The sequence below is a fragment of the Sphingomonas sp. Tas61C01 genome (genome assembly GCF_052567495.1).
The window spans coordinates 2,708,600-2,728,083 of the sequence record NZ_CP199583.1; the positions used below are offsets into that span (position 1 = coordinate 2,708,600).

20 protein-coding genes are annotated in these 19,484 nt (G+C 70.9%); 15 read left to right on the forward strand and 5 right to left on the reverse strand.

What is annotated here, in order from left to right:
• Nucleotides 1–9: 9 nt before the first annotated feature.
• The 3 genes from nudC to ACT009_RS12795 are packed head-to-tail and all read right to left on the reverse strand — an operon-like array spanning nt 10 to nt 3,265.
• A complete protein-coding gene (gene nudC, locus ACT009_RS12785; RefSeq protein ID WP_445191448.1) occupies nt 10–897 on the reverse strand; it encodes an NAD(+) diphosphatase in 888 nt (295 codons plus the stop codon).
• Nucleotides 894–2,225, reverse strand: coding sequence for a serine hydrolase domain-containing protein (locus tag ACT009_RS12790; protein ID WP_445194093.1), 1,332 nt, complete (start codon nt 2,223–2,225; stop codon nt 894–896). Before ACT009_RS12790 ends, nudC begins: the two co-directional genes overlap by 4 nt.
• Complete coding sequence (locus tag ACT009_RS12795; RefSeq protein ID WP_445191449.1) at nt 2,225–3,265, reverse strand: A/G-specific adenine glycosylase; 1,041 nt, start codon at nt 3,263–3,265, stop codon at nt 2,225–2,227. Before ACT009_RS12795 ends, ACT009_RS12790 begins: the two co-directional genes overlap by 1 nt.
• 26 nt (nt 3,266–3,291) lie before the next feature.
• On the opposite strand from ACT009_RS12795, the gene ACT009_RS12800 reads away from it, so the two are divergent.
• The 4 genes from ACT009_RS12800 to ACT009_RS12815 all read left to right on the forward strand — a co-directional run bounded on the left by ACT009_RS12800 (nt 3,292) and on the right by ACT009_RS12815 (nt 8,703).
• Nucleotides 3,292–3,804, forward strand: coding sequence for a DUF721 domain-containing protein (locus ACT009_RS12800; protein ID WP_445191450.1), 513 nt, complete (start codon nt 3,292–3,294; stop codon nt 3,802–3,804).
• A gap of 2 nt (nt 3,805–3,806) precedes the next feature.
• Entirely contained in the window at nt 3,807–4,484 is a 678-nt protein-coding gene (locus ACT009_RS12805) for a thioredoxin domain-containing protein (protein WP_445191451.1), read from the forward strand.
• 25 nt (nt 4,485–4,509) lie between these two features.
• Nucleotides 4,510–5,250, forward strand: coding sequence for a DsbA family protein (locus ACT009_RS12810; RefSeq protein ID WP_445191452.1), 741 nt, complete (start codon nt 4,510–4,512; stop codon nt 5,248–5,250).
• A gap of 69 nt (nt 5,251–5,319) precedes the next feature.
• A complete protein-coding gene (locus ACT009_RS12815; protein WP_445194094.1) occupies nt 5,320–8,703 on the forward strand; it encodes a chromosome segregation SMC family protein in 3,384 nt (1,127 codons plus the stop codon).
• Here the strand turns inward: ACT009_RS12815 and ACT009_RS12820 are convergent, their stop codons facing one another.
• Entirely contained in the window at nt 8,704–9,774 is a 1,071-nt protein-coding gene (locus ACT009_RS12820; RefSeq protein ID WP_445191453.1) for a DUF3667 domain-containing protein, read from the reverse strand.
• A gap of 63 nt (nt 9,775–9,837) precedes the next feature.
• Between ACT009_RS12820 and ACT009_RS12825 the strand changes: the two genes are divergently transcribed.
• From ACT009_RS12825 to ACT009_RS12870, 10 genes are all read left to right on the forward strand, one after another.
• Nucleotides 9,838–11,100: a glutamate-5-semialdehyde dehydrogenase gene (locus ACT009_RS12825; protein WP_445191454.1), complete on the forward strand. Its 1,263-nt coding sequence runs from the start codon at nt 9,838–9,840 to the stop codon at nt 11,098–11,100.
• Between the two features lie 329 nt (nt 11,101–11,429).
• Nucleotides 11,430–12,044, forward strand: coding sequence for a nicotinate-nucleotide adenylyltransferase (locus ACT009_RS12830; protein ID WP_445191455.1), 615 nt, complete (start codon nt 11,430–11,432; stop codon nt 12,042–12,044).
• Nucleotide 12,045: 1 nt separating this feature from the next.
• Nucleotides 12,046–12,459 (forward strand): ribosome silencing factor, encoded by a 414-nt coding sequence (rsfS, locus tag ACT009_RS12835; protein ID WP_445191456.1) that lies wholly within the window; start codon nt 12,046–12,048, stop codon nt 12,457–12,459.
• On the forward strand, nt 12,459–12,881 hold the full coding sequence (locus tag ACT009_RS12840) for a 23S rRNA (pseudouridine(1915)-N(3))-methyltransferase RlmH (protein WP_445194095.1): 423 nt from the start codon (nt 12,459–12,461) through the stop codon (nt 12,879–12,881). The genes rsfS and ACT009_RS12840 overlap by 1 nt, the downstream gene beginning before the upstream one ends.
• Nucleotides 12,882–12,885: 4 nt before the next feature.
• A complete protein-coding gene (locus ACT009_RS12845) occupies nt 12,886–14,070 on the forward strand; it encodes a murein hydrolase activator EnvC family protein (protein ID WP_445191457.1) in 1,185 nt (394 codons plus the stop codon).
• A 95-nt stretch (nt 14,071–14,165) separates the two neighbouring features.
• Complete coding sequence (locus ACT009_RS12850; RefSeq protein WP_445191458.1) at nt 14,166–15,515, forward strand: S41 family peptidase; 1,350 nt, start codon at nt 14,166–14,168, stop codon at nt 15,513–15,515.
• The gene (locus ACT009_RS12855; RefSeq protein WP_445191459.1) at nt 15,512–15,994 is read left to right on the forward strand and encodes a disulfide bond formation protein B; all 483 of its coding nucleotides are present in this window, start codon (nt 15,512–15,514) and stop codon (nt 15,992–15,994) included. Before ACT009_RS12850 ends, ACT009_RS12855 begins: the two co-directional genes overlap by 4 nt.
• Entirely contained in the window at nt 15,991–16,527 is a 537-nt protein-coding gene (locus ACT009_RS12860; protein ID WP_445191460.1) for a demethoxyubiquinone hydroxylase family protein, read from the forward strand. The genes ACT009_RS12855 and ACT009_RS12860 overlap by 4 nt, the downstream gene beginning before the upstream one ends.
• A gap of 11 nt (nt 16,528–16,538) precedes the next feature.
• Nucleotides 16,539–16,997, forward strand: coding sequence for a hypothetical protein (locus ACT009_RS12865; protein ID WP_445191461.1), 459 nt, complete (start codon nt 16,539–16,541; stop codon nt 16,995–16,997).
• 270 nt (nt 16,998–17,267) lie between these two features.
• On the forward strand, nt 17,268–17,960 hold the full coding sequence (locus ACT009_RS12870; protein WP_445191462.1) for a DJ-1/PfpI family protein: 693 nt from the start codon (nt 17,268–17,270) through the stop codon (nt 17,958–17,960).
• Here ACT009_RS12870 and ACT009_RS12875 read toward each other — a convergent pair.
• The gene (locus ACT009_RS12875) at nt 17,941–18,576 is read right to left on the reverse strand and encodes a DedA family protein (RefSeq protein WP_445191463.1); all 636 of its coding nucleotides are present in this window, start codon (nt 18,574–18,576) and stop codon (nt 17,941–17,943) included. The two genes, ACT009_RS12870 and ACT009_RS12875, sit on opposite strands and share 20 nt — an antisense overlap.
• A gap of 103 nt (nt 18,577–18,679) precedes the next feature.
• Here ACT009_RS12875 and ACT009_RS12880 point away from each other — a divergent pair, with 103 nt between their 5' ends.
• Nucleotides 18,680–19,477, forward strand: a complete 798-nt coding sequence (locus ACT009_RS12880; protein WP_445191464.1) for an aldo/keto reductase — start codon at nt 18,680–18,682, stop codon at nt 19,475–19,477.
• Nucleotides 19,478–19,484 lie beyond the last annotated feature (7 nt).

The window sequence follows — 19,484 nt, forward strand, 5'->3', positions numbered from 1 at the left end:
ACGATCCCGCTACAGCTCGCCCGCCCACGCGCTCAGCAACGTGTGCGCGATCGCATAAGGCGGCGGGGCGATGAACGGGCCCTCCTCGCCTCTCAACACCGCTTGGACGATCGCGCGGTGGACCCACATGGCGTCTTCGAGCTCGTTGGTATCGAGCGTAATCGCGTCGTCCTCGGCTTCGGCGATGCAGGCCATCATCAGCGACGACGGAAAGGGCCAGGGCTGGCTGGCGACGTAGCGGACGTTGCCGACGCGGACGCCCGATTCCTCGACGATCTCGCGCGCGACGGCTTCCTCGATCGATTCGCCGGGTTCGAGGAACCCCGCCAGCGCGGAATAGCGACCGGGGGGCCAGCCCTTGCCGCGGCCGAGCAGCGCGCGGCCGTCATGGTCGGCGATCATGATCACGACCGGATCGACCCGCGGGAAATGTTCGGTGGCGCAGGCGTCGCACTTGCGGCCCCACCCGGCGCGGAACGCGGCGGTGGCGTGGCCGCAATTGGCGCAGAAGCCGTGGCGGGCGTGCCAGTCGATCACGCTGCGCGCCGCCGCGTAGGTCGCGGCTTCGCCGGGGACGAGCGAGGCGAGCGCGGCCATCAGCGCGGGATTGCGCATCGCCGGCGTGTTGCCGGCCCGCAGGCCGGGGCGGTAGGCGGCGAAATGAGCGCGTCCTTCGCCTAAACCGAGCAGGATCAGCTCGGCATCGTCGGGCGCGTCGGCGAGGCTGGTCCAGCCAAGCCGGCCCTCGTCAGTGACCTCGGGGGTCAGGCCATCGAGCTTCAGCAGCCGTGCGCGCCAGTCCATCGCCGCGGCGAGCGCACCGGCGTCGTGGCGCAGCGCATCCGCGCGGTCGAGTTGCCCGCCGGTGAAGCCCGGTACGAGTCGCGGTCCGGTCAACGCGCGTACCGTGCGGCGTCCTTGGCAAGCGCGGCGACGCTTTCGCTGCGGGTCGGCCATTTTTCCGACGGAAAGTAGTTGACCATGATCGTGCCGCGGATCCGCTTGACCGGATCGACATAGGCGATCGTGCCCGCTGCGCCGCCCCAGCCATAGGTGCCCTTGGAGGGGATGCCGAACGGCCCGTCGGCGAGGTAGACCGAGCCGCCCGCGCCATAGCCGAGCGGCGCCGCCGAGGTCGTGCCGCCGGTGCCACCGCCGATCCCGCCGAAGGTGACGCCTGCGGGCAGCAGGTTCGACATCATCAGCGCCGCGGTCTCGCGCTTCATGACCCGGACGCCGTCGAGCGTGCCGTAGTTCTGCAGCATGTGCAGGAAGCGATCGTAATCGCGCGCCGAGCTGACCAGCCCCGCGCCGCCGTAGGGGAAGCTCGGCGGCTGGAGGTAGACCGAGGTCGCAGCCGGATCGATCGGCGTGCGGGTGTCGCCGGTGAAGGTGTAGTTGGTCGCTAGGCGCTGCACCTCGCCGCGGGGCACCGTCCAGTAGCTCGAGCGCATCTTGAGCGGGTCGAAGATCCGCGCCTGGACGAAGGCGTCGAAGCTCTGCCCCGATGCGACTTCGATCACCCGGCCCATCACGTCGAGCCCGATCGAATAGCTCCATTTGGTGCCGGGCTGCGCGATCAGCGGCAGCGTCGCGACGCGATCGGCGAACTCGGCCAGTGTCTTCGGCCGGACCGCGCGCATCTGCGCCTCGACCGCCATGTTGACCTCGGCCGGCAGGACGCCGAGGCGCTCATATTCTTTCAGCAGCGGGCCCTTGGCGATGATGTTGTAGCTGAGCCCCGCGGTGTGGGTCAGCAGGTTGCGGATCGTGATCGCGCGGGTCGCGGGCACCGTATTGAGGCTGGTGTCCGGGCTGGTCAGCACGCGCATCCTGGCGAAGGCCGGGATGTATTTGGACAGCGGATCGTCGAGCTTGAGCTTGCCCTCCTCGATCAGGATCATCGCCGCGGCGGCGGTGATCGGCTTGGTCATCGAATAGATCCGCCACAGTGAATCGGGCCCGGCGGGTGCGGCGCTCGACACGTCCGCGATCCGGCCCGCGGCGGGGAACAAGGTCGGCGCGTCGCCAAAGCCATAGGCCGCGACGATACCGGGCATCTTGCCGTCGCGGACATAGCCGTCGAACAGCGCCTGGGTGTTGGGCATCGCGCCTGCCGCGACGTTGGCCACGGGCATCGGCTGGGCCGGTTGCGGCGCGGCTTGCGCAAACAAGGTCGCGGCGCTCGCGAGCAGGATCGGGACGGCCAGGGTGGCAAGCTTCATCATGCTCTCCGTATCGCGGCGGCGGCCTTGGCGAACACGGTCGGCAACCCTGCCGAAGCGAGGTCGTCCACCAGCCACCAGTCAGCCTGTCGATCGGCCTGATGCGCCGCCGCGTCGGCGACCGCAAGCGCCAGCGTCAGATCGAAATGCGTGAAGCCGTGGGCGACCGACACGTCGAGCATCCGCCAGTCCGCCGGCGCGGGCGCCTGATCGAGGCCCGGCGCGGCGTCGGTCCACGGCCCGGTCGGCAGCGCGCGCATGCCGCCGAGCAGCCCCTTGTCGGGGCGGCGGACGAGCAGCACGCGCCCGTCGCGTTCGAGCCAGAAGATCGTCCCGAACCGCTGCGCCTTGGCGGCCTTGCGCGGCTTGACCGGCAGCGCGGCGGGATCGCCACCCGCGAACGCCTCACAATCGTCGCGCAACGGGCAGAGCAGGCAGCGCGGCGCGCGGACGGTGCAGATCGACGAGCCGAGATCCATCATGGCTTGCGCGAAATCGCCCGCGCGATCGTCCGGGGTGATCGTATCCGCCGCGGCGCGGATCGCGGGACGGGCGGCAGGGAGCGGCGTACGAATCGCGAACAGTCGCGCGACGACGCGCTCGACATTGGCATCGACGACCACCGCGCGTTCGCCGAACGCGATCGCCGCCACCGCCGCGGCGGTATAGGCGCCGAGACCGGGCAGGGTGCGGAGCGCCGCCTCGCTGCGCGGGAAGGCGCCGCTGTGATCCGCGACCACCGCCTTCGCCGCGGCGACGAGGTTGCGTGCGCGGGCATAGTAGCCGAGCCCCGCCCAGGCGCTCATCACCGCGTCGTCGGGCGCGGCTGCAAGGCTTGCGAAGTCGGGCCAGCGCGCGATCCACGCCTCGAACCGCGGGCGGACGGTAGCGACGGTGGTTTGCTGGAGCATCACCTCCGACAGCCAGACGCGGTAAGGATCGGGAGTCTCGCCGGGCAGCGCGCGCCACGGCAGCACGCGGCGATGCACGTCGTACCAGGCGAGCAGCCGCGGCGGGATCGATGAGCGCTTGGCGTCCACCCGGCGGCTATGGCATGGAGCGCAGGATGAGCAAGCGCGTCCGCGCCCCCGAGCCCGAAGCCCCCCGCCAGAACCGCGCCCGCGCGGTCAGCGAGCTGCTGCCCGCGATCGGCGGCGCCGCGTTCAAGCGCTTCGGCTTCGTCCAATCTTCGATCGTCAGCCGCTGGAGCGAGATTGTCGGCGAGCGCTGGGCGGGGGCGTCGATGCCCGAATCGATCCGCTTCCCGCCGGGCAAGAAGAGCGAGGGCGTGCTGACGCTGACGGTGCGCGGGGCGCATGCGCCGATGATGCAGCATATCGCCCCCGAGATCGTCGAGCGGGTCAATCGCTTCTTCGGCTATGCCGCGGTCGCGCGGCTGCAGATCCGGCAGGGCGACATAGCCCGCCCGGCGCCGCGCCAGGCGTCACCGGTGCGCGAGCCGGTGTCCGCGGAGATCGGCCAGGGGCTGAAGGCGATCGCCGATCCCGAACTGCGCGCGGTGCTCGAATCGCTCGCTGCGGGGGTCCACGCCACCCACGCAATCCCCAAGATAAGGTGATCATGATCGCGTCCGTCCTTCGCCTGCTCGCCCTGCTCTTCGGCGCGGTGCTGCTCACCGCCGCGACGCCGGTCCGCGACTGGTCGACGGTGACGCGGCTGCTGCCGACCGGGGCGCACGTCACCGGCAATCCCGCGGCGCCGCTGAAGCTCGTCGAATATGGCAGCTACACCTGTTCGCATTGCGCCGACTTCGCGGTCGAGAGCCGCGCGGTGCTGCACGACCGGATGATCAGATCGGGCAGGGTCAGCCTGGAATATCGCCACCTGATCCGAGACCGGCTCGATCTCGGCGCCGCGGTGATGGCACGCTGTGCGGGCCCGGCGCGGTTCGACGGCGCCTCGCACGCGATCTTCGCCGCGCAGGAGACGTGGATCAAGCGGGTCGTCGACTGGCAGGCCGCGCACCCCGAGGCGGCGCAGCAGCCGCCGCTCGATCAGCTCCGCGCGCTCGTCGGCGCGGCGGGGTTCGACACGATGATGAAAGCGCGCGGGCTGAGCCAGGCGCGGATCGACGCCTGCCTCGCCGACAAGGTCGCGATCGATCGGATCGTCAAGATGACCGCCGATGCGCCGGTCGAGGTGCAGTCGACCCCCTTCTTCTTCCTAAACGGCGCGGCGCAGCCCCCTCTGAAATGGGCGACGCTCGAACCGATCCTGCGCGCCAAGGGCGCGCGTTGATTACCCGCGAACTGGAGTCCATGCGTTGATCAAATCCTTCTGCACGATGGCGCTCGCCGCCCTGGCGCTGACCGCCTGTTCCGGCCAGGGCAGCGATGCCGGCAACGCCACCGCCGCGGCGCCGGTCGCGCCGATCCAGCCGCCGGCGGGCAAGGCCTGGGCGGAGATGGTCGTGAAGACGCCCGAGGGCGGCTATCGGATGGGTAATCCAGACGCCCCGATCAAGCTCGTCGAATATGGCTCGCGGCTGTGCCCGACCTGCGGCGCGTTCGGCCAGACCGGGATGAAGCCGCTGGAGAACACCTATGTCGCGAGCGGCAAGGTTTCTTATGAATTCCGCGAGTTCATGGTCCACGGCGCGCCCGACTTCGCACCGGCGTTGCTCGGCCGGTGTGGCGGCGAGGGGCCGTTCTTCCCGATCCTCGAACAGATGATGGTCGCGCAGCCGCAGATCCTGCCGAAGATGGAATCGGCTGGCGAGTTCCAGAAGACGCTGCAGGGCCTGCCGCCCGCGCAGGTCTTCACCGCCTGGGCCGAACGGCTCGGCTACATCGATTTCGTCAAGCAGCGCGGCATCCCCGAGGCGAAGGCGCGCGCCTGCCTGAACGACACCAAGCAGATCGATGCGCTGGCGGCGATGACAGAGAAGGCCGGCACCGACATGAAGGTGAGCGGCACGCCGACCTTCTTCCTCAACGACGCGATGCTCGAAGGCCAGGTAACGTGGCCGCAGGTCGAACAATCGCTGAAGGGCGCCGGCGCCTGATCCTCGCACCCGCCGCGCCGGAAGAGGCGCGGCGGGTGCATGACGGCCGGTGCTGGGGGCGCCGCGGACATGCAGATCAAGCGGCTGCGGATTGCCGGGTTCAAGAGCTTCGTCGACGCCGCGGACCTGCGGATCGAGCCGGGGCTGACCGGGGTCGTCGGGCCGAACGGCTGCGGCAAATCCAATCTGCTCGAAGCGCTGCGCTGGACGATGGGCGAGAACAGCGCGAAGTCGCTGCGCGGCGGCGGCATGGACGACGTGATCTTCGCCGGCACCGCGACGCGCCCGCCGCGCGATTTCGCCGAAGTGTCGATCCTCGCCGAGATCGCGGGCGACGAGCGCGAGGTGGTCCGGCGGATCGAACGCGGTGCCGGCAGCGCCTACCGGATCGACGGGCGCGACGTCCGCGCCCGCGACGTCGCGCTGCTGTTCGCGGACGCGGCAACGGGCGCGCATTCGCCCGCCCTGGTCAGCCAGGGGCGGATCGGCGCGGTGATCGCGGCCAAGCCGGCGGACCGGCGCGCGATGCTGGAGGAAGCGGCGGGGATCGCCGGTCTCCACGTGCGGCGCAAGGATGCCGAGGCGAGGCTGCGCGCGACCGAGGCCAACCTGGTGCGGCTCGACGCGGTGATCGCAGACCAGGATAGCCGCGCCGCCGCGCTCCGACGGCAGGCGCGCGCTGCGGAGCGGTATAGGGAGATTTCGGACCGGATCAGGGTCGCCGAGGCGCGGATGATCTTCTCGCGCTGGCAGGCGGCGGTGGCGGCGGCGGATGCGGCAAAGCTGGAGGCGGCGACCGCGGATCAGGCGGTCGCGGCGGCGACGAGCGAAGAACGCGACGCGGCGGCGGCGCGGGAGCAGGCGGTCGAGCAGGTTGCAGCGGCGCGACGATTGGCACTGGAGGCCCGCGACCGCGCGAGCGATGCCGGGCACCGACTGGGTGCGTTGCGCAACGAGCGCGCCGCCGCGGAACGCCGGGTCGCCGAACTCGCCGACGCTCGCCGCCGGATCGTGGAGGATCGCGCACGCGAGGGGACGCTCGCCAGCGACGCCGCAGATGCGTTGGCGCGGATCGCTGCGGAGAAGGAGGAGCTCGACGCCCGGATCGCGGACGCCGCGACCCGGGGGCCGACGCTCGATGCGGCTCTCATTGGCGCCGAGCGCGAGGCGCGCGATGCCGAAGTCGCGCTGGCGCAGGCGTTGGGGCGGCAGGCGAGCGACGCGGCGGAGGCGCGGGTCGCGAGCGCTGCAGTGGCGGCGGCGCAGGCGCGAGCCGATCGCGCGGGTCGCGAGGCCGCCGAAGTCGCGGCTTCGGTCGCGGCCTTGGGCGATGCAGTGCCTTTAGTGGGTTCGCGCGATGCTGCTGCTGCAGCGCGCAAGGCGGCGGCTCGCGCGGCGGAGGAGGCGCGGGCGGCACTGGCCGTCGCGGAAAGCGACGAGCGGATCGCGATCGGCGCGCGCGACAGTGCGGAGGCGGCGCAGGCCGGGGCGCGATCCGCGCTGGCGGTGATCGACAGCGAGGTCGCGGCGCTGACCCGCGCGACCCAACGGACGGGGCGCGAGCGGCTGCTCGATCGGTTGACCCCGGCGCCGGGCTACGAGCGTGCGCTGGCGGCGGCGCTCGGCGACGATCTGGAATTGGGCATGGAGGCGTGGCCGGGGGAGGCACCGCGCGCCGGCGATCCCGCACCGCCGGGCGGCGTGGTCCGGCTCGCCGATCGGGTAGAGGCGCCAGCGGCGCTCGCCCGGCGGCTCGCACAGGTGTTCGTGACCGACGAGGACAGTGGCGTCGCGCTGGCCGCGGGGCAGCGGCTCGTCACCCGCGACGGCGCGCTGCGGCGGTGGGACGGCTTCGTCGCGCAGGGTAGCGGCGCGGCGGCGGCGGAGCGGCTCGAACGGCTCAACCGGTTGAAGGCGCTGGAGGCGGACCGACCGGCGGCGGCGGCGGCGCTGATCGCGGCGGAGGCGACCCGGGCGGGGGTGGAGGCGACGATCGTGGCGGCGCGGAGGGCCGCCGAGCGCGCGCGCGCCGATCTGAAGCGCGCCGACACCGGCGGGCGCGACGCCGCGCGCGACGAGGAACGCGCAATCGCCTCGCTCGAACGGCTGAGCGGCCAGCGTGCCGATCTCGACCAGCGCGCCGCGCGGATCGGGCGCGATCTCGCCGAGGCGCAGGCCGAGCTGGCGCGCGCGGCGGCGGTGGTGTCGGCGCTGCCGGACGGCCGCGCGAGCGGCGAGGCGGTGGCGACGCTGGGGCGCGAGGCCGAGACCCGCCGCGCGGCGGTGGCGCAGGCGCGCGCCGACCGCAGCGGGCTCGATCGGGCGGTGCAGGCCGATCGCGAACGGCTCGCCGCCGCGCTGGCGGATGCGCGATCGTGGCGTGCCCGCGCGGGCGAGGCGGCGAAGCGGATCGCCGACATGGACAAGCGCCAATCGCAGCTGGCCGAGGAGGCGGATGCGGTGGCGGATCGCCCCGCGGCGCTGGCGGCGGACATGGATACGCTAACGGCGGAGCATGACTCGGCACGCACCGCCGCCGATTCGCTCGCCACGGCCGAACGCGACGCCGATGCCGCGCTTCGTGCCATCGAGGACCTCCACCGCCGCAGCGGCGAGGCACTATCCGCCGCGCGCGAGGTCCGCGCCGGGGCGGTCGCACGGGTCGAGAACCAGGAGCTGCGCCGCGTCGAGATGGGGCGGCTGTCGGGTGAACGCTTCGAATGCCCGGCGGTGCTGCTGCCCGGCAGGCTCGGCTTCGAGGCCGCATCCATCCGCGAACCGGCGCAGGAATCCGCGGCGCACGAGCGGCTGAGCGCGGATCGCGAACGGATCGGGCCGGTCAACCTCGTCGCCGAACGCGAGCTCGCCGATCTCGAGGCGGCGAGCGTCGGCAATGCCGCCGAGCGCGACGAGCTGGGTCAGGCGGTCAACCGGCTGCGCGGGTCGATCGGGACGCTCAATCGCGAGGGGCGGCAGCGGTTGCTGGCGGCGTTCGAGGCGGTAGACGGACATTTCCGCCGGTTGTTCACCGCGCTGTTCGACGGCGGCCAGGCGCATCTGGAGCTGATCGATTCCGACGATCCGCTGGAGGCCGGGCTCGAGATCCTCGCCCAACCGCCCGGCAAGCGGCTGCAATCGCTGACGTTGCTGTCGGGCGGCGAGCAGGCGCTGACCGCCGTCGCGCTGATCTTCGCGCTGTTCCTGACCAACCCCGCGCCGATCTGCGTGCTGGACGAAGTCGATGCGCCGCTCGACGATGCGAACATCGAACGCTTCTGCGACCTGCTCGACCGGATGACGCACGAGACCGAGACCCGCTATCTGATCGTCACCCACAACGCGGTGACGATGAGCCGGATGCACCGACTGTTCGGGGTGACGATGATCGAGCGCGGGATCAGCCGGCTGGTGTCGGTCGACCTGCAAGCCGCGACGACGCTGGTCGCGGTCTAGCTATTCGGTCAGTCCACGAAGCAGCAGCAGAACGACGAAAGCGGTCAGCGCCAGCCCCGCGAATACCAGCAGCGCGATCGTCCGCCACAGCGCGGATCGCTTGCGGAGCGAATAGGCGCCGCGGAGCTGCGCGAACATGTGCACGGGCGGCACCAGCAACGACGCCATCACGATCCACCCCTCCGCGACCGACAACGCTCCCGTAACGATCAGCGCGATCACCAGCAGCATCATGAAACTGAGCGAATAGGTGACGAAGATCGCGTGGTCGTACAGCCCGAAGCGGCGGCGCCACAGGAACAGCAGCGCCACGAACGGGGTCGACAGCGGGATCAGCAGCCAGCTGTATTTATACGCGCTCGACTGCAGCTTGTAGATGGCGAGCCCCGGATTGGCGTTGGCCTTGGCGATCCCGTGATCGAGCCGCTGCCAGCCGGTCTTGACGTTGGTGAAGGTGAATTCGTCGGATTCGGCGGGCATCGATCCGGTGACCGCGTTCAGCCCCGCGATCGTGGCGCGCAACGTCGCGATGTCGTTGTCCGCGTTCGCGGTCGGCTTGCCGGCCTTCACCAGGGCGGCGCGCTTCGCCTCCTCCTTGGCAAGAACCGCGCGGACCTTTTCGCGCTGCGCGACCATGTTAGTGCGCGCCTTCCCGCCTTCGTTGCCGACGATCGTATCCGACATCTCGCCGCCGAACGCGCTGATCGTCGCGAACATCAGGAACACCGTGAACAGGAACAGCGCCAGCGGCGAGACGAACCGCGCGCGCTCGCCCAAGACGTAGCGCCGGGTGAGGTCGCCCGGCCGAAAGGCGAGCATCGGCAGCGTGCGCCAGATCTTGCCTTCGAAATGGAACACGCCGTGCGCGATTTCGTGGCCGATCGCGCCGACGGTGCGGTGGATGTGTCCCGCCTGGCCGCAGGCATGGCAATGCGCGCCGATCAGCCGCGTGCCGCAGTTGAGGCAGAGCCCGCCGCCCTTACCATGTGCTTCCCCGGCGTACGGCTCCACCGCGCGCCCCGCGAGCGCACCGGTGATGATGTCCCCTGCTGCTGCGATATCCCCCGACATGGACGGTGCGTTAGCAACAGCCGCGCGTTGGCGCGAGCGCTGATGCATGGTATCGGCGCCGGCATGGCCGATGCCGATGACCCTGCCGCGCTGATCGCCGATCTCGGCCGCCGCGCCCGTGCCGCCTCGCGCGTGCTCGCCGCGCTGCCGACCGCGGACAAGGCGCGCGGGCTCCACGCCGCTGCCGCCGCAATCCGGGCGGAAGCGCCGGCGATCCTCGCCGCCAATGCCGCCGACATGGCGCGGGGCGAGGCGGCGGGGCTGTCGGCCGCGATGCTCGACCGGCTGCGCCTCGACGAGCGACGTGTCGCCGGCATGGCGGACGGCGTCGCCGCGGTGGCGGGGCTGCCCGATCCGGTGGGCGAGGTGATCGACCGGCGCGACCGCCCCAACGGCCTGGCGCTGTCGCGGGTGCGGGTGCCGATCGGCGTGATCGGGATCGTCTACGAAAGCCGCCCCAACGTCACCGCCGATGCCGCGGCGCTGTGCGTCATGGCGGGCAACGCGGTGATCCTGCGCGGCGGATCCGAGGCGATCGCGAGCAATCGCGCAATTTACGCGGTGCTGGCGCGCGCGCTTGGCCATGCCGGCTTGCCCGAGGACGCGGTGCAGCTGGTGCCGACCACCGATCGGGCCGCGGTCGGCGCGATGCTGAAGGCGGACGGCGTGATCGACCTGCTGGTGCCGCGTGGCGGCAAAAGCCTGGTCGCGCGCGTCCAGGCCGAGGCCAGGGTGCCGGTGCTCGCGCATCTCGACGGCATCAACCACGTCTATGTCGATGCCTCGGCCGATCCGGCAATGGCGCGCGCGATCGTGCTCGACGCCAAGATGCGCCGCACCGGGGTGTGCGGGGCGATGGAGACGTTGCTGATCCACCGCGACTATGGCGACCCCGACGCGCTGGTGGCGGCGTTGGTCTCCGCCGATTGCGAGGTGCGTGCAGACATCGGCCTGCGCGCGCTACGGCCCGAGCTGCCCGCCGCCGCCGACGCCGATTGGGACACCGAATATCTCGACGCGATCGCCTCCGCGCGGCTGGTGGACGGCATCGACGACGCGATCGCGCATATCGCGCGCCACGGCTCGCACCATACCGATGCGATCGTCGCCGGGGACGCCGCGGTGGCCGAACGCTTCCTGGCGGAGGTCGACAGCGCGATCGTGTTGTGGAACGCGTCGACTCAGTTCGCCGACGGCGGCGAGTTCGGACTGGGCGCGGAGATCGGCATCGCGACGGGGCGGTTGCATGCCCGCGGGCCGGTCGCGCTGGAGGGGCTGACGACGTACAAGTGGCTGGGGCGCGGATCCGGGCAGGTCCGGGGTTGATGGGGTCGTCTGTACGAAGCGTGAGCGGCGACATCGTCCCTCATCAGCGGATCGTTGCCGCAATCGACGCGATGATCGAACGACATCGCGCGCGATGCGCGTAGGCTCGACCATGGAGAGGCTGATCGCCGTTGCTTGTGCTCCCGCGAAGGCGGGAGCCCAGTACTGGGTCCCCGCCGTCGCGGGGACACGTGACGGACGAGGTTCTTCCGTCAGTCTGGGGCAGTCTCATGCGGTGGCGCTCCGCCCGCTCATCCGCTTTAGCCGGGCGCAGCGGATGTACTTCGGAATGGGTCAGGGGTGACGGAGACGATCCGGCCGCTCGCGTCATGACCCGCATCGGCCTGCTCGGCGGCTCTTTCAATCCGGCGCATCGGGGACATCGCGGGGTGACGCTGGCGATGATCCGGGCGCTCGATCTCGACGCGGCGTGGTGGCTGGTGTCGCCGGGCAACCCGTTGAAGGCGGACGCGCGCGACATGGCGCCGCTGGCGGTGCGGCTCGCGTCGGCGAAGCGGATGGCGCGACGGGCGCCGATCCGCGCGACCGATATCGAGGCGCGGCTGGGCACGCGCTACACGCTCGACACGATCGTCGCGCTCAGGCGACGCTACCCACGGACGCGGTTCGTGTGGCTGATGGGGGCGGACAATCTCGCCCAGTTCCACCGTTGGCGCGACTGGCGGCGGATCGCGCGTGCGATCCCGATTGCGGTCGTCGCGCGACCGGGCTATGACGACAAGGCCCTCGCGGCACCCGCGATGGGTTGGCTGCGGCGCTTCCAACACCCCGCACGCCATGCGAAGAACTGGACGACGTGGAGCTTGCCGGCCCTCGTGCTGCTGCGCTTTCGCCCCGACCCGACTTCGGCAACGCAGGCCCGTGCGGCCGATCCCGACTGGCACCGGCGTTTCAGCCACCCGGCCCAGCAACCCAGGAGCTAACTTGGCGACACCTTCCCCCGTAATCCGCGCGACCGACCCGCAAGAGGTTGAGGCGCTGCACAAGCTGATCCTCGACACGCTCGAAGACGATCAGGCGGTCGAGACCGTCTCGATCCCGCTCGCGGGCAAATCGTCGATCGCGGACTTCATGGTGGTGACCTCGGGCCGGTCGACCCGGCAGGTCGCATCGATGGCGGGCAAGCTTGCCGAGAAGATCAAGGCCGACACCGGGCGCATCGTCCGGATCGAAGGCCTGCCGACCGCGGATTGGGTGCTGGTCGACGCGGGCGACATCATCATCCACCTGTTCCGTCCGGAAGTGCGCAGCTTCTACAATCTGGAGCGGATGTGGGCGTTCGGCGACGCGCCGCCGCCGCCCGGCGCGAGCGATCCGGCGGCGGTGGGGCCGGCCTGATCCTGCTCCACATCGTCGCGCGCGGCCGGATCGGGCGATCGCCCGAGGCCGAGCTCGTCGACCGGTACATCAAGCGGATCACCTGGCCGACGCGGGTGACCGAACTGCCCGACCGCGGCGGCAAGCTGCCGATCGTCGAGCCGCAGACCCGGCGGGTGATGCTGGACGAGAGCGGCGAGATCCTCGGATCGGTCGCGTTCGCGACCCAACTGGGCCGGTGGCGCGACGACGGCGTGCGCGAGGCACGGTTCATGATCGGGGCGGCGGACGGCTTCGACGACGCGACGCGCGCCGATGCCGATCTGCTGCTAAGCTTCGGCCGCGCGACCTGGCCGCATCTGCTGGCGCGCGCGATGCTCGCCGAACAATTGTTCCGCGCGGTCAGCATCCTTGCCAATCACCCCTATCATCGCGAAGGCTGAGCGGGTGAGGCGGGGATGGGCATATGCGGGCGCGACGATGCTCGCGATCGCGGGCGTGTCCGCCATCGGGGTGCGCGCGCAGGCGCCCTCCGCCGTTGCCGCTGCCCAGCGCGCCAGACTCGCGACCGCGCAGCGCGAGGCACGCGTCGCCGCGGCCCGCGCGGATGCGCTCGCCCGGCAGGCGGCGGGCGAACGCGATGCCGCCGATCGCGCGCGGATCCAGGAAGCGTCACTTGCCGCGCGGGTGACCGCCGCTGCCGCCGACCTCGCCGCGGCGAAGGCGCGTGCGGCGCTGGTCGACCAGATGCTCGCCACGCAGCGCGCGCGGCTGGGCGAGGCTCAGGCGCCGGTCGTGCGGCTGCTGGCGGCATTGCAGTCGCTGGCGCGGCGACCGACCGTGGTCGCGATCGCGCAGCCGGGGTCGGTCGACGATCTGGTCCATGTCCGCGCGGTGCTCGGCAGCACGTTGCCGGTGATCCGCGCGCGGACGGTGGCGGTGCGCGCGGACGTGGCGCGGATGCGATCACTGCAGGCGCGTGCGGACGTCGCGGCAGTGGTGCTCGCGCGCACGCGGGGCAAGCTGGAGACGGACCGGGTGGCGCTGGCGACGCTGGAGGCGACGCACCGCCAGCGCAGCCGGGCGCTGGGACGTGGCGCGCTGGGCGAATCGGATCGTGCGCTCGCGCTCGGCGAACAGGCGCGCGACCTGGTCGACCGAATGACCGAGGAGGGGAGCGCCGCGACCACCGCGATCGACCTCGTCGCCATCGACGGCCCGCGCCCGCGGCCGATCGCAGCGGGGAGCGTGGTGCCGCCGCCGCCGCGCGGCGTTTACCGACTGGCGGTACGTGGCCGGCTGGTCACCGGGTTCGACGAGATCTCCGCCGCGGGCGTGCGATCGCGCGGGCTGACCTTCGCGGTCTCGCCGCGCGCGCCGGTGGTCGCGCCGGCCGGGGGCGTGGTGCGCTATGCGGGGCGGTTCCGCGCGTACGGCGTGGTCGTGATCGTGGACCATGGCGATGGCTGGACCAGTCTGGTCGCCGGGCTGGGCGAGACCGCGGTGGCGGTCGGCGCGCGGATCGCGATGGGCGCCCCGATCGGCCGCGCCGCCGCTGGCGAGGAACCGCTGATCACGATCGAGCTCAGGCGCCGCGGCCGGCCGGTCGACATGGCGGCCCTGGTGGGCTGAGCCACGGCCGCTCAGGCGCGGTTCAGCACCGGTTTGCTTTGATCCGGGCGGCAATGGCGTTAGAGATGGACGCCATCCCCTTATCAGGAAGTCCGATGGCCCGCCCGCTCCTTACCGCGACCGCCCTGCTCGGCAGCGTGATCATGATCCCGATCGCGACCCAGGCGATGGCCGCGGTCGATACCGACACCTATCGCGAGTTCGACCAGTTCCTCGACGTGTTCAATCGCGTGAAGGCGGATTATGTCGACAAGGTCGACGACAAGACGCTGATCAAGGGCGCGATCCAAGGCATGCTGGCATCGCTGGATCCGCATTCGTCGTACGTCGACGCGCTCGATTTCGACAATCTGAAGATCCAGACCGAGGGCAATTACGGCGGGCTGGGGCTGACCGTCTCGATGGAAGACGGCGCGGTGAAGGTGATCGCGCCGCAGGAGGACACGCCTGCCGCGCGCGCCGGGGTGAAATCCGGCGACTATATTACGCATATCGACGGCAAGCTGATCTACGGCGACACGCTCGACGAATCGATCGGGCTGATGCGCGGCAAGCCCGGCACCAAGATCACCCTGGGGCTGGTCCGCCCGGGCCGCGACAAGCCGCTCGAATTGTCGATGGTGCGCGAAGTCATCGTCCAGAAGCCGGTGAAGTGGGAAGTCCGCGGCGACGTCGGCTACATCAACATCAACACGTTTTCCGAGAACACCGGCGCCGACACCCGCGCCGCGATCATGTCGATCGACAAGTCGCTCGGGCATCGGCCGCTCGGCTATGTCGTCGATCTGCGCGCCAATGGCGGTGGGCTGCTGACGCAGGCGATCGCGGTCAGCGACGCGTTCCTCGATCACGGCGAGATCGTGTCGCAACGCGGCCGCGAGAAGACCGATATCGAGCGGTATTTCGCCAAGCCGGGCGACGACGCGCACGGGCTGCCGGTGGTGGTGCTGACCGATCCGGGCACCGCATCGGCGTCCGAGATCGTCGCGGGTGCGCTCCAGGACCACCACCGCGCGCTGGTGATGGGTGAGCGGACCTTCGGCAAGGGATCGGTGCAGACGCTGCTGCCGATCGGCCCGTCGACCGCGTTGCGGCTGACCACCGCGCGCTACTATACGCCGTCGGGCCGGTCGGTGCAGGAGGGCGGGATCGAGCCCGATATCCGCGTGCCGCAGATCAGCGATCCCGACTACAAGTCGCGGCCGGTGTTCCGCGAGGCTGACCTGCGCCGCCACCTGATCAACGAGGTGAAGGCCGACGACAAGATCCTTGAGGAGGACACCAAGACCGATCCGCGCTTCGCGATGACACCCGAGGCGCTGAAGAAGGAAGGGATCGAGGACTTTCAGCTCTACTATGCGCTGAAGACGGTCGCGCGGCTGGGCGGCGCGGCGCAGGTGGCCGCGGCGACCAGGCCGGTCGTGAAGATCCCGGCCGCGAAGTGACGCCGGCGCTGCGGCTCGCCCGGCTGCTGGCCCTGCTGATCCCCGCGGCGTTACTCGCGGGGGCATGGGGCGCGCAGCTGATCGGGCATCTCTACCCGTGCGAGATGTGCCACTGGCAGCGCTGGCCGCATTACGCCGCGCTGGTCGTCGCGCTGCTCGCCTTCGTCGTGCCGGATCCGCGCGCGACCCGCGGGCTGGTCGTGCTCGCAGCGCTGCTGATCGCGGTGAGCGGTGCGATCGGGGTGTTCCACGCCGGCGTCGAATATCATTGGTGGCAGGGCGTCACCGCCTGCACCAGCACCGCCACGCTCGACGGGCTGACCGCGGCGGCGCGGCTCGACCAGCTGATGAACGCGCCGATCGTGCGCTGCGACGCCGCGCAATGGACGCTGGGCGGGGTATCGCTCGCCGGGTTCAACGCGATCCTCTCGCTGGCCGGCGCGGCCGCGATCCTCCTTTGCCTACGGAACCCACGATGACCGGTTGGAAGCCCGGCGACCGCAAGGCCGCGACCGATGCGATGATCCGCGTCGACCAGGCGGGGGAATATGGCGCGACGCGGATCTATGCGGGGCAGCTCGCGGTGCTCGGTGATCGCCATCCGGCGGCGCGCGCGATCCACCACATGGCCGCGCAGGAGGAACGCCACCGCGCCTTCTTCGATGCGATGATCGTCAAGCGCGGGGTGCGCCCGACCATCCTGCAGCCGTTCTGGCACGTCGCCGGCTTCGCGCTCGGCGCGATGACCGCGGCGCTCGGGCCCGAGGCCGCGATGGCGTGCACCGCGGCGGTCGAGACCGAGATCGACGATCATTATGGCGAGCAGCTCGTCGCGCTCGGCGACAGCGACCCCGAACTCAGCGCCGCGATCGCCGATTTCCGCGCCGAGGAAGTGGAACATCGCGACCATGCGATTTCGGCCGGCGCTGAAAGCGTGGTCGGCTATCCAGTGCTGAGCGGGTTGATCCGGCTCGGCTGCAAGGTGGCGATCGCCGCCGCCAAGAGGATTTGAAAGGAATGCCGATGCGTCTGCGTCATGCCATGTCGATCGCCGCGATCGCGCTGCTCTCCGCGACCGCGAGCGCGCAACAGGCGGCGCTGCCTGGCGCGCCGCGGGTCAAAGCCGCCGAGGGGCCGGGCGAAGTCGCCAAGCGCGCGCCGATCAACGGCGTGCTGGTCCTCTACGGCAACGAACGCTGCCCGACCGACAATGCCGGCAACGAGATCGTGGTCTGCGAGAAGCGCGGTGCCGAGGAGCAGTTCCGCGTGCCGAAGGAATTGCGCGAGTTCCAGGTGACGCCGCAGAACGAAAGCTGGGCCGCGCGGGCGCAGGGCACGATGGACACCGGCGTCGGGGTCAGCTCGATCGGCAGCTGCTCGACGGTCGGCGCAGCGGGCGCGACCGGCTGTTTCGCGCAACAGGCGCGGGCGGCGCGGAAGGCGAATACCGCGGCGAAGGCAGCGCAGAGCGAGGGGCAGTAGGGCTTTCCCCTTCTTCTTACCCCGGCGAAGGCCGGGGCCCAGGTGCGAAGGTGGAGGAAACGGAGCGGGGCTCCTCGCCGGTTTCGCTGCGCAACTGGGCCCCGGCCTTCGCCGGGGTAAGAAGAGGGAATGGCAAGCAAGCTTGTGCTCCCGCGAAGGCGGGGGCCCAGTACTGGGTCCCCGCCTTCGCGGGGACACGGGGTTGGGGCGGCAATTGCCTCTACGCTCCGCCCGGCTTAGCCTCTCCCGCCTAGTGAAGGAGCCCGCTTCATGCCCGACCCGCTGCACATCGCCTTCCTGCTGTTCCCCAACGTCACCCAGCTTGACCTGACCGGTCCGGCGCAGGTGCTGTCGCGGCTCGGGGATGCCCGGCTCGATCTCGTGTGGAAGACCCGCGAGCCGGTGTCGACCGATGCGGGGTTCTCGATCCTGCCGACCGCGACACTCGCCGAGGTGCCGCGCGCGGACATACTGTGCGTGCCGGGCGGGTTCGGCACCAACGACGTGATCGCCGACGACGAGGCGATGGAATGGGTCGCGAGGGTCGGGGAGGAGGCCGCATGGGTGACCAGCGTCTGCACGGGATCGCTGATTCTCGGCGCGGCGGGGCTGCTGCGCGGCTATCGCGCGGGTTGTCACTGGGGGCAGCGCGACATGCTGCCGCTGTTCGGCGCGACGCCGGTCGCGGATCGCGTGGTGGTCGATCGCAACCGGGTCACCGGCGGGGGCGTCACGGCGGGCATCGACTTCGCGCTGACGCTGACCGCGATGCTGCGCGGCGAGGCGCATGCGAAGGCGGTACAGCTGAGCCTCGAATACGATCCCGCGCCGCCGTTCGACAGCGGATCGCCCGACACCGCGGATGCCGCCATCGTCGCCGCGGTCCGGCGCCGCACCGCGCAGCTCGCGCCGACCCGCGACGACGACCTGCGTGCGCTCGCGATCAGCCGCGGTTTTTCCTGATGCCGTTGACGCGGTGCCAGATGTAGAGCGCCGCGAGGGCAACCAGCACCAGTCCGATCGCGAGGTCGGCCTGATGGAACGCCGCCTTCACCCGCGGATCGCTGTTCCATCTGTCGCCCAGCGTCATGCCTAGCCAGGCAAGCGCGAGGCAGAACGGCCAGGACCCCAGGAACGTGTAGATGTGGAACGGCACCAGCGGCATCCGCGCGACGCCGGCGGGAAAGGCGATGAACGTGCGGATCACCGGCAGCAGCCGCCCGACCAGCACCGCCAGGTTGCCCCAGCGCTGGAAGAAGCGCTCGGCGACGTCGAGTTCGTCGGCGCCAATCAGCAGATAACGTCCCCAGCGCTCGACGAACGGGCGCCCGCCGCGCTTACCCGCCTCATAGGCGACGATCGAGCCGAGATTGCACCCGAGCGCGCCGGCGGTCGCGGCGGCGAACAGGTTGAACTGGCCGGTCGACACCAGATAGCCCGCGAACGGCATGATGATTTCGGACGGCAGCGGGATGCACGCGCTCTCGATCGCCATCAGCAGCACGATGCCGAGGTAACCGCCGCTAGAGATCACGCCGATGGTGAAGGTGGCCAGCGCCGCCAGGATCTTCTCGAACATGGGACCGGCGCTTGCGGGATCGTCGCGCGCAAGGAAAGCATTTTCGCGTGACGGCGTACGGCGCCGCCGGAACCTCGCGCGTGCTGGCGCGCTTCCCGCGGTCATGACACAGATGACGCTCAACGACGGACGCCCGATGCCGCAGCTCGGCATGGGCACCTACCAGATTCCCGATGCGCAGGTGGCGCTGGTGGTCCGCAAAGGGCTCGATCTCGGCTTCGAGCTGGTCGATACCGCCGCGCTTTATCACAACGAACGCGGCGTCGGCGACGCGATGCGCGGCAGCGACGCGTTCCTCACCACCAAATTGTGGAACGACCGCCACCGCGATGCGGAAGCCGCGCTCGACGAGAGCCTGGCGCTGCTGGGGGTCGAGGCGGTCGACCTGTACCTGATCCATTGGCCGCACCCGGCGGGCGAGGCCTATGTCGATGCATGGCGCTCGCTGGTCGCACTCCGCGAGGCGGGCAAGGCGCGGTCGGTCGGCGTGTCGAACTTCCTGCCCGAGCATATCGACGCGATCGTGGAGGCGACCGGGGTCACGCCCGCGGTCAACCAGATCGAGCTCCACCCGCGCTTCCAGCAGCGCGCGGCGCGCGACTATCACGCGGCGCACGGCATCGCCACGCAGAGCTGGAGCCCGCTCGGCCAGGGCGGCGCGCTGCTCCGCGAGCCGGCGATCGAGACGGCGGCGGCGAAACATGGCCGGTCGGCGGCGCAGGTGGTGATCGCGTGGCACCTGGCGAAGGGGCTCGCGGTGATCCCGAAAGCCGTCGATGCCGAGCATCTGAGCGACAACTTCGCCGCGCTCGACCTCACGCTCGACGACGAGGATATCGCCGCGATCGACGCGCTGGACGATGCCGACGGGCGGATCGGCCCTGATCCGGCGGTGCTGTAGCCTTCTT

What these genes read in the sequence shown, in the direction of transcription:
- ACT009_RS12790 (WP_445194093.1), bottom strand. Translation starts at nt 2,225, where the DNA reads ATGAAGCTTGCCACCCTGGCCGTCCCGATCCTGCTCGCGAGCGCCGCG.
- ACT009_RS12800 (WP_445191450.1), top strand. Translation starts at nt 3,292, where the DNA reads ATGAGCAAGCGCGTCCGCGCCCCCGAGCCCGAAGCCCCCCGCCAGAAC.
- ACT009_RS12805 (WP_445191451.1), top strand. Translation starts at nt 3,807, where the DNA reads ATGATCGCGTCCGTCCTTCGCCTGCTCGCCCTGCTCTTCGGCGCGGTG.
- ACT009_RS12815 (WP_445194094.1), top strand. Translation starts at nt 5,320, where the DNA reads ATGCAGATCAAGCGGCTGCGGATTGCCGGGTTCAAGAGCTTCGTCGAC.
- ACT009_RS12820 (WP_445191453.1), bottom strand. Translation starts at nt 9,774, where the DNA reads ATGTCGGGGGATATCGCAGCAGCAGGGGACATCATCACCGGTGCGCTC.
- ACT009_RS12825 (WP_445191454.1), top strand. Translation starts at nt 9,838, where the DNA reads ATGGCCGATGCCGATGACCCTGCCGCGCTGATCGCCGATCTCGGCCGC.
- ACT009_RS12830 (WP_445191455.1), top strand. Translation starts at nt 11,430, where the DNA reads ATGACCCGCATCGGCCTGCTCGGCGGCTCTTTCAATCCGGCGCATCGG.
- ACT009_RS12850 (WP_445191458.1), top strand. Translation starts at nt 14,166, where the DNA reads ATGGCCCGCCCGCTCCTTACCGCGACCGCCCTGCTCGGCAGCGTGATC.
- ACT009_RS12860 (WP_445191460.1), top strand. Translation starts at nt 15,991, where the DNA reads ATGACCGGTTGGAAGCCCGGCGACCGCAAGGCCGCGACCGATGCGATG.
- ACT009_RS12865 (WP_445191461.1), top strand. Translation starts at nt 16,539, where the DNA reads ATGCGTCTGCGTCATGCCATGTCGATCGCCGCGATCGCGCTGCTCTCC.
- ACT009_RS12870 (WP_445191462.1), top strand. Translation starts at nt 17,268, where the DNA reads ATGCCCGACCCGCTGCACATCGCCTTCCTGCTGTTCCCCAACGTCACC.
- ACT009_RS12875 (WP_445191463.1), bottom strand. Translation starts at nt 18,576, where the DNA reads ATGTTCGAGAAGATCCTGGCGGCGCTGGCCACCTTCACCATCGGCGTG.
- ACT009_RS12880 (WP_445191464.1), top strand. Translation starts at nt 18,680, where the DNA reads ATGACACAGATGACGCTCAACGACGGACGCCCGATGCCGCAGCTCGGC.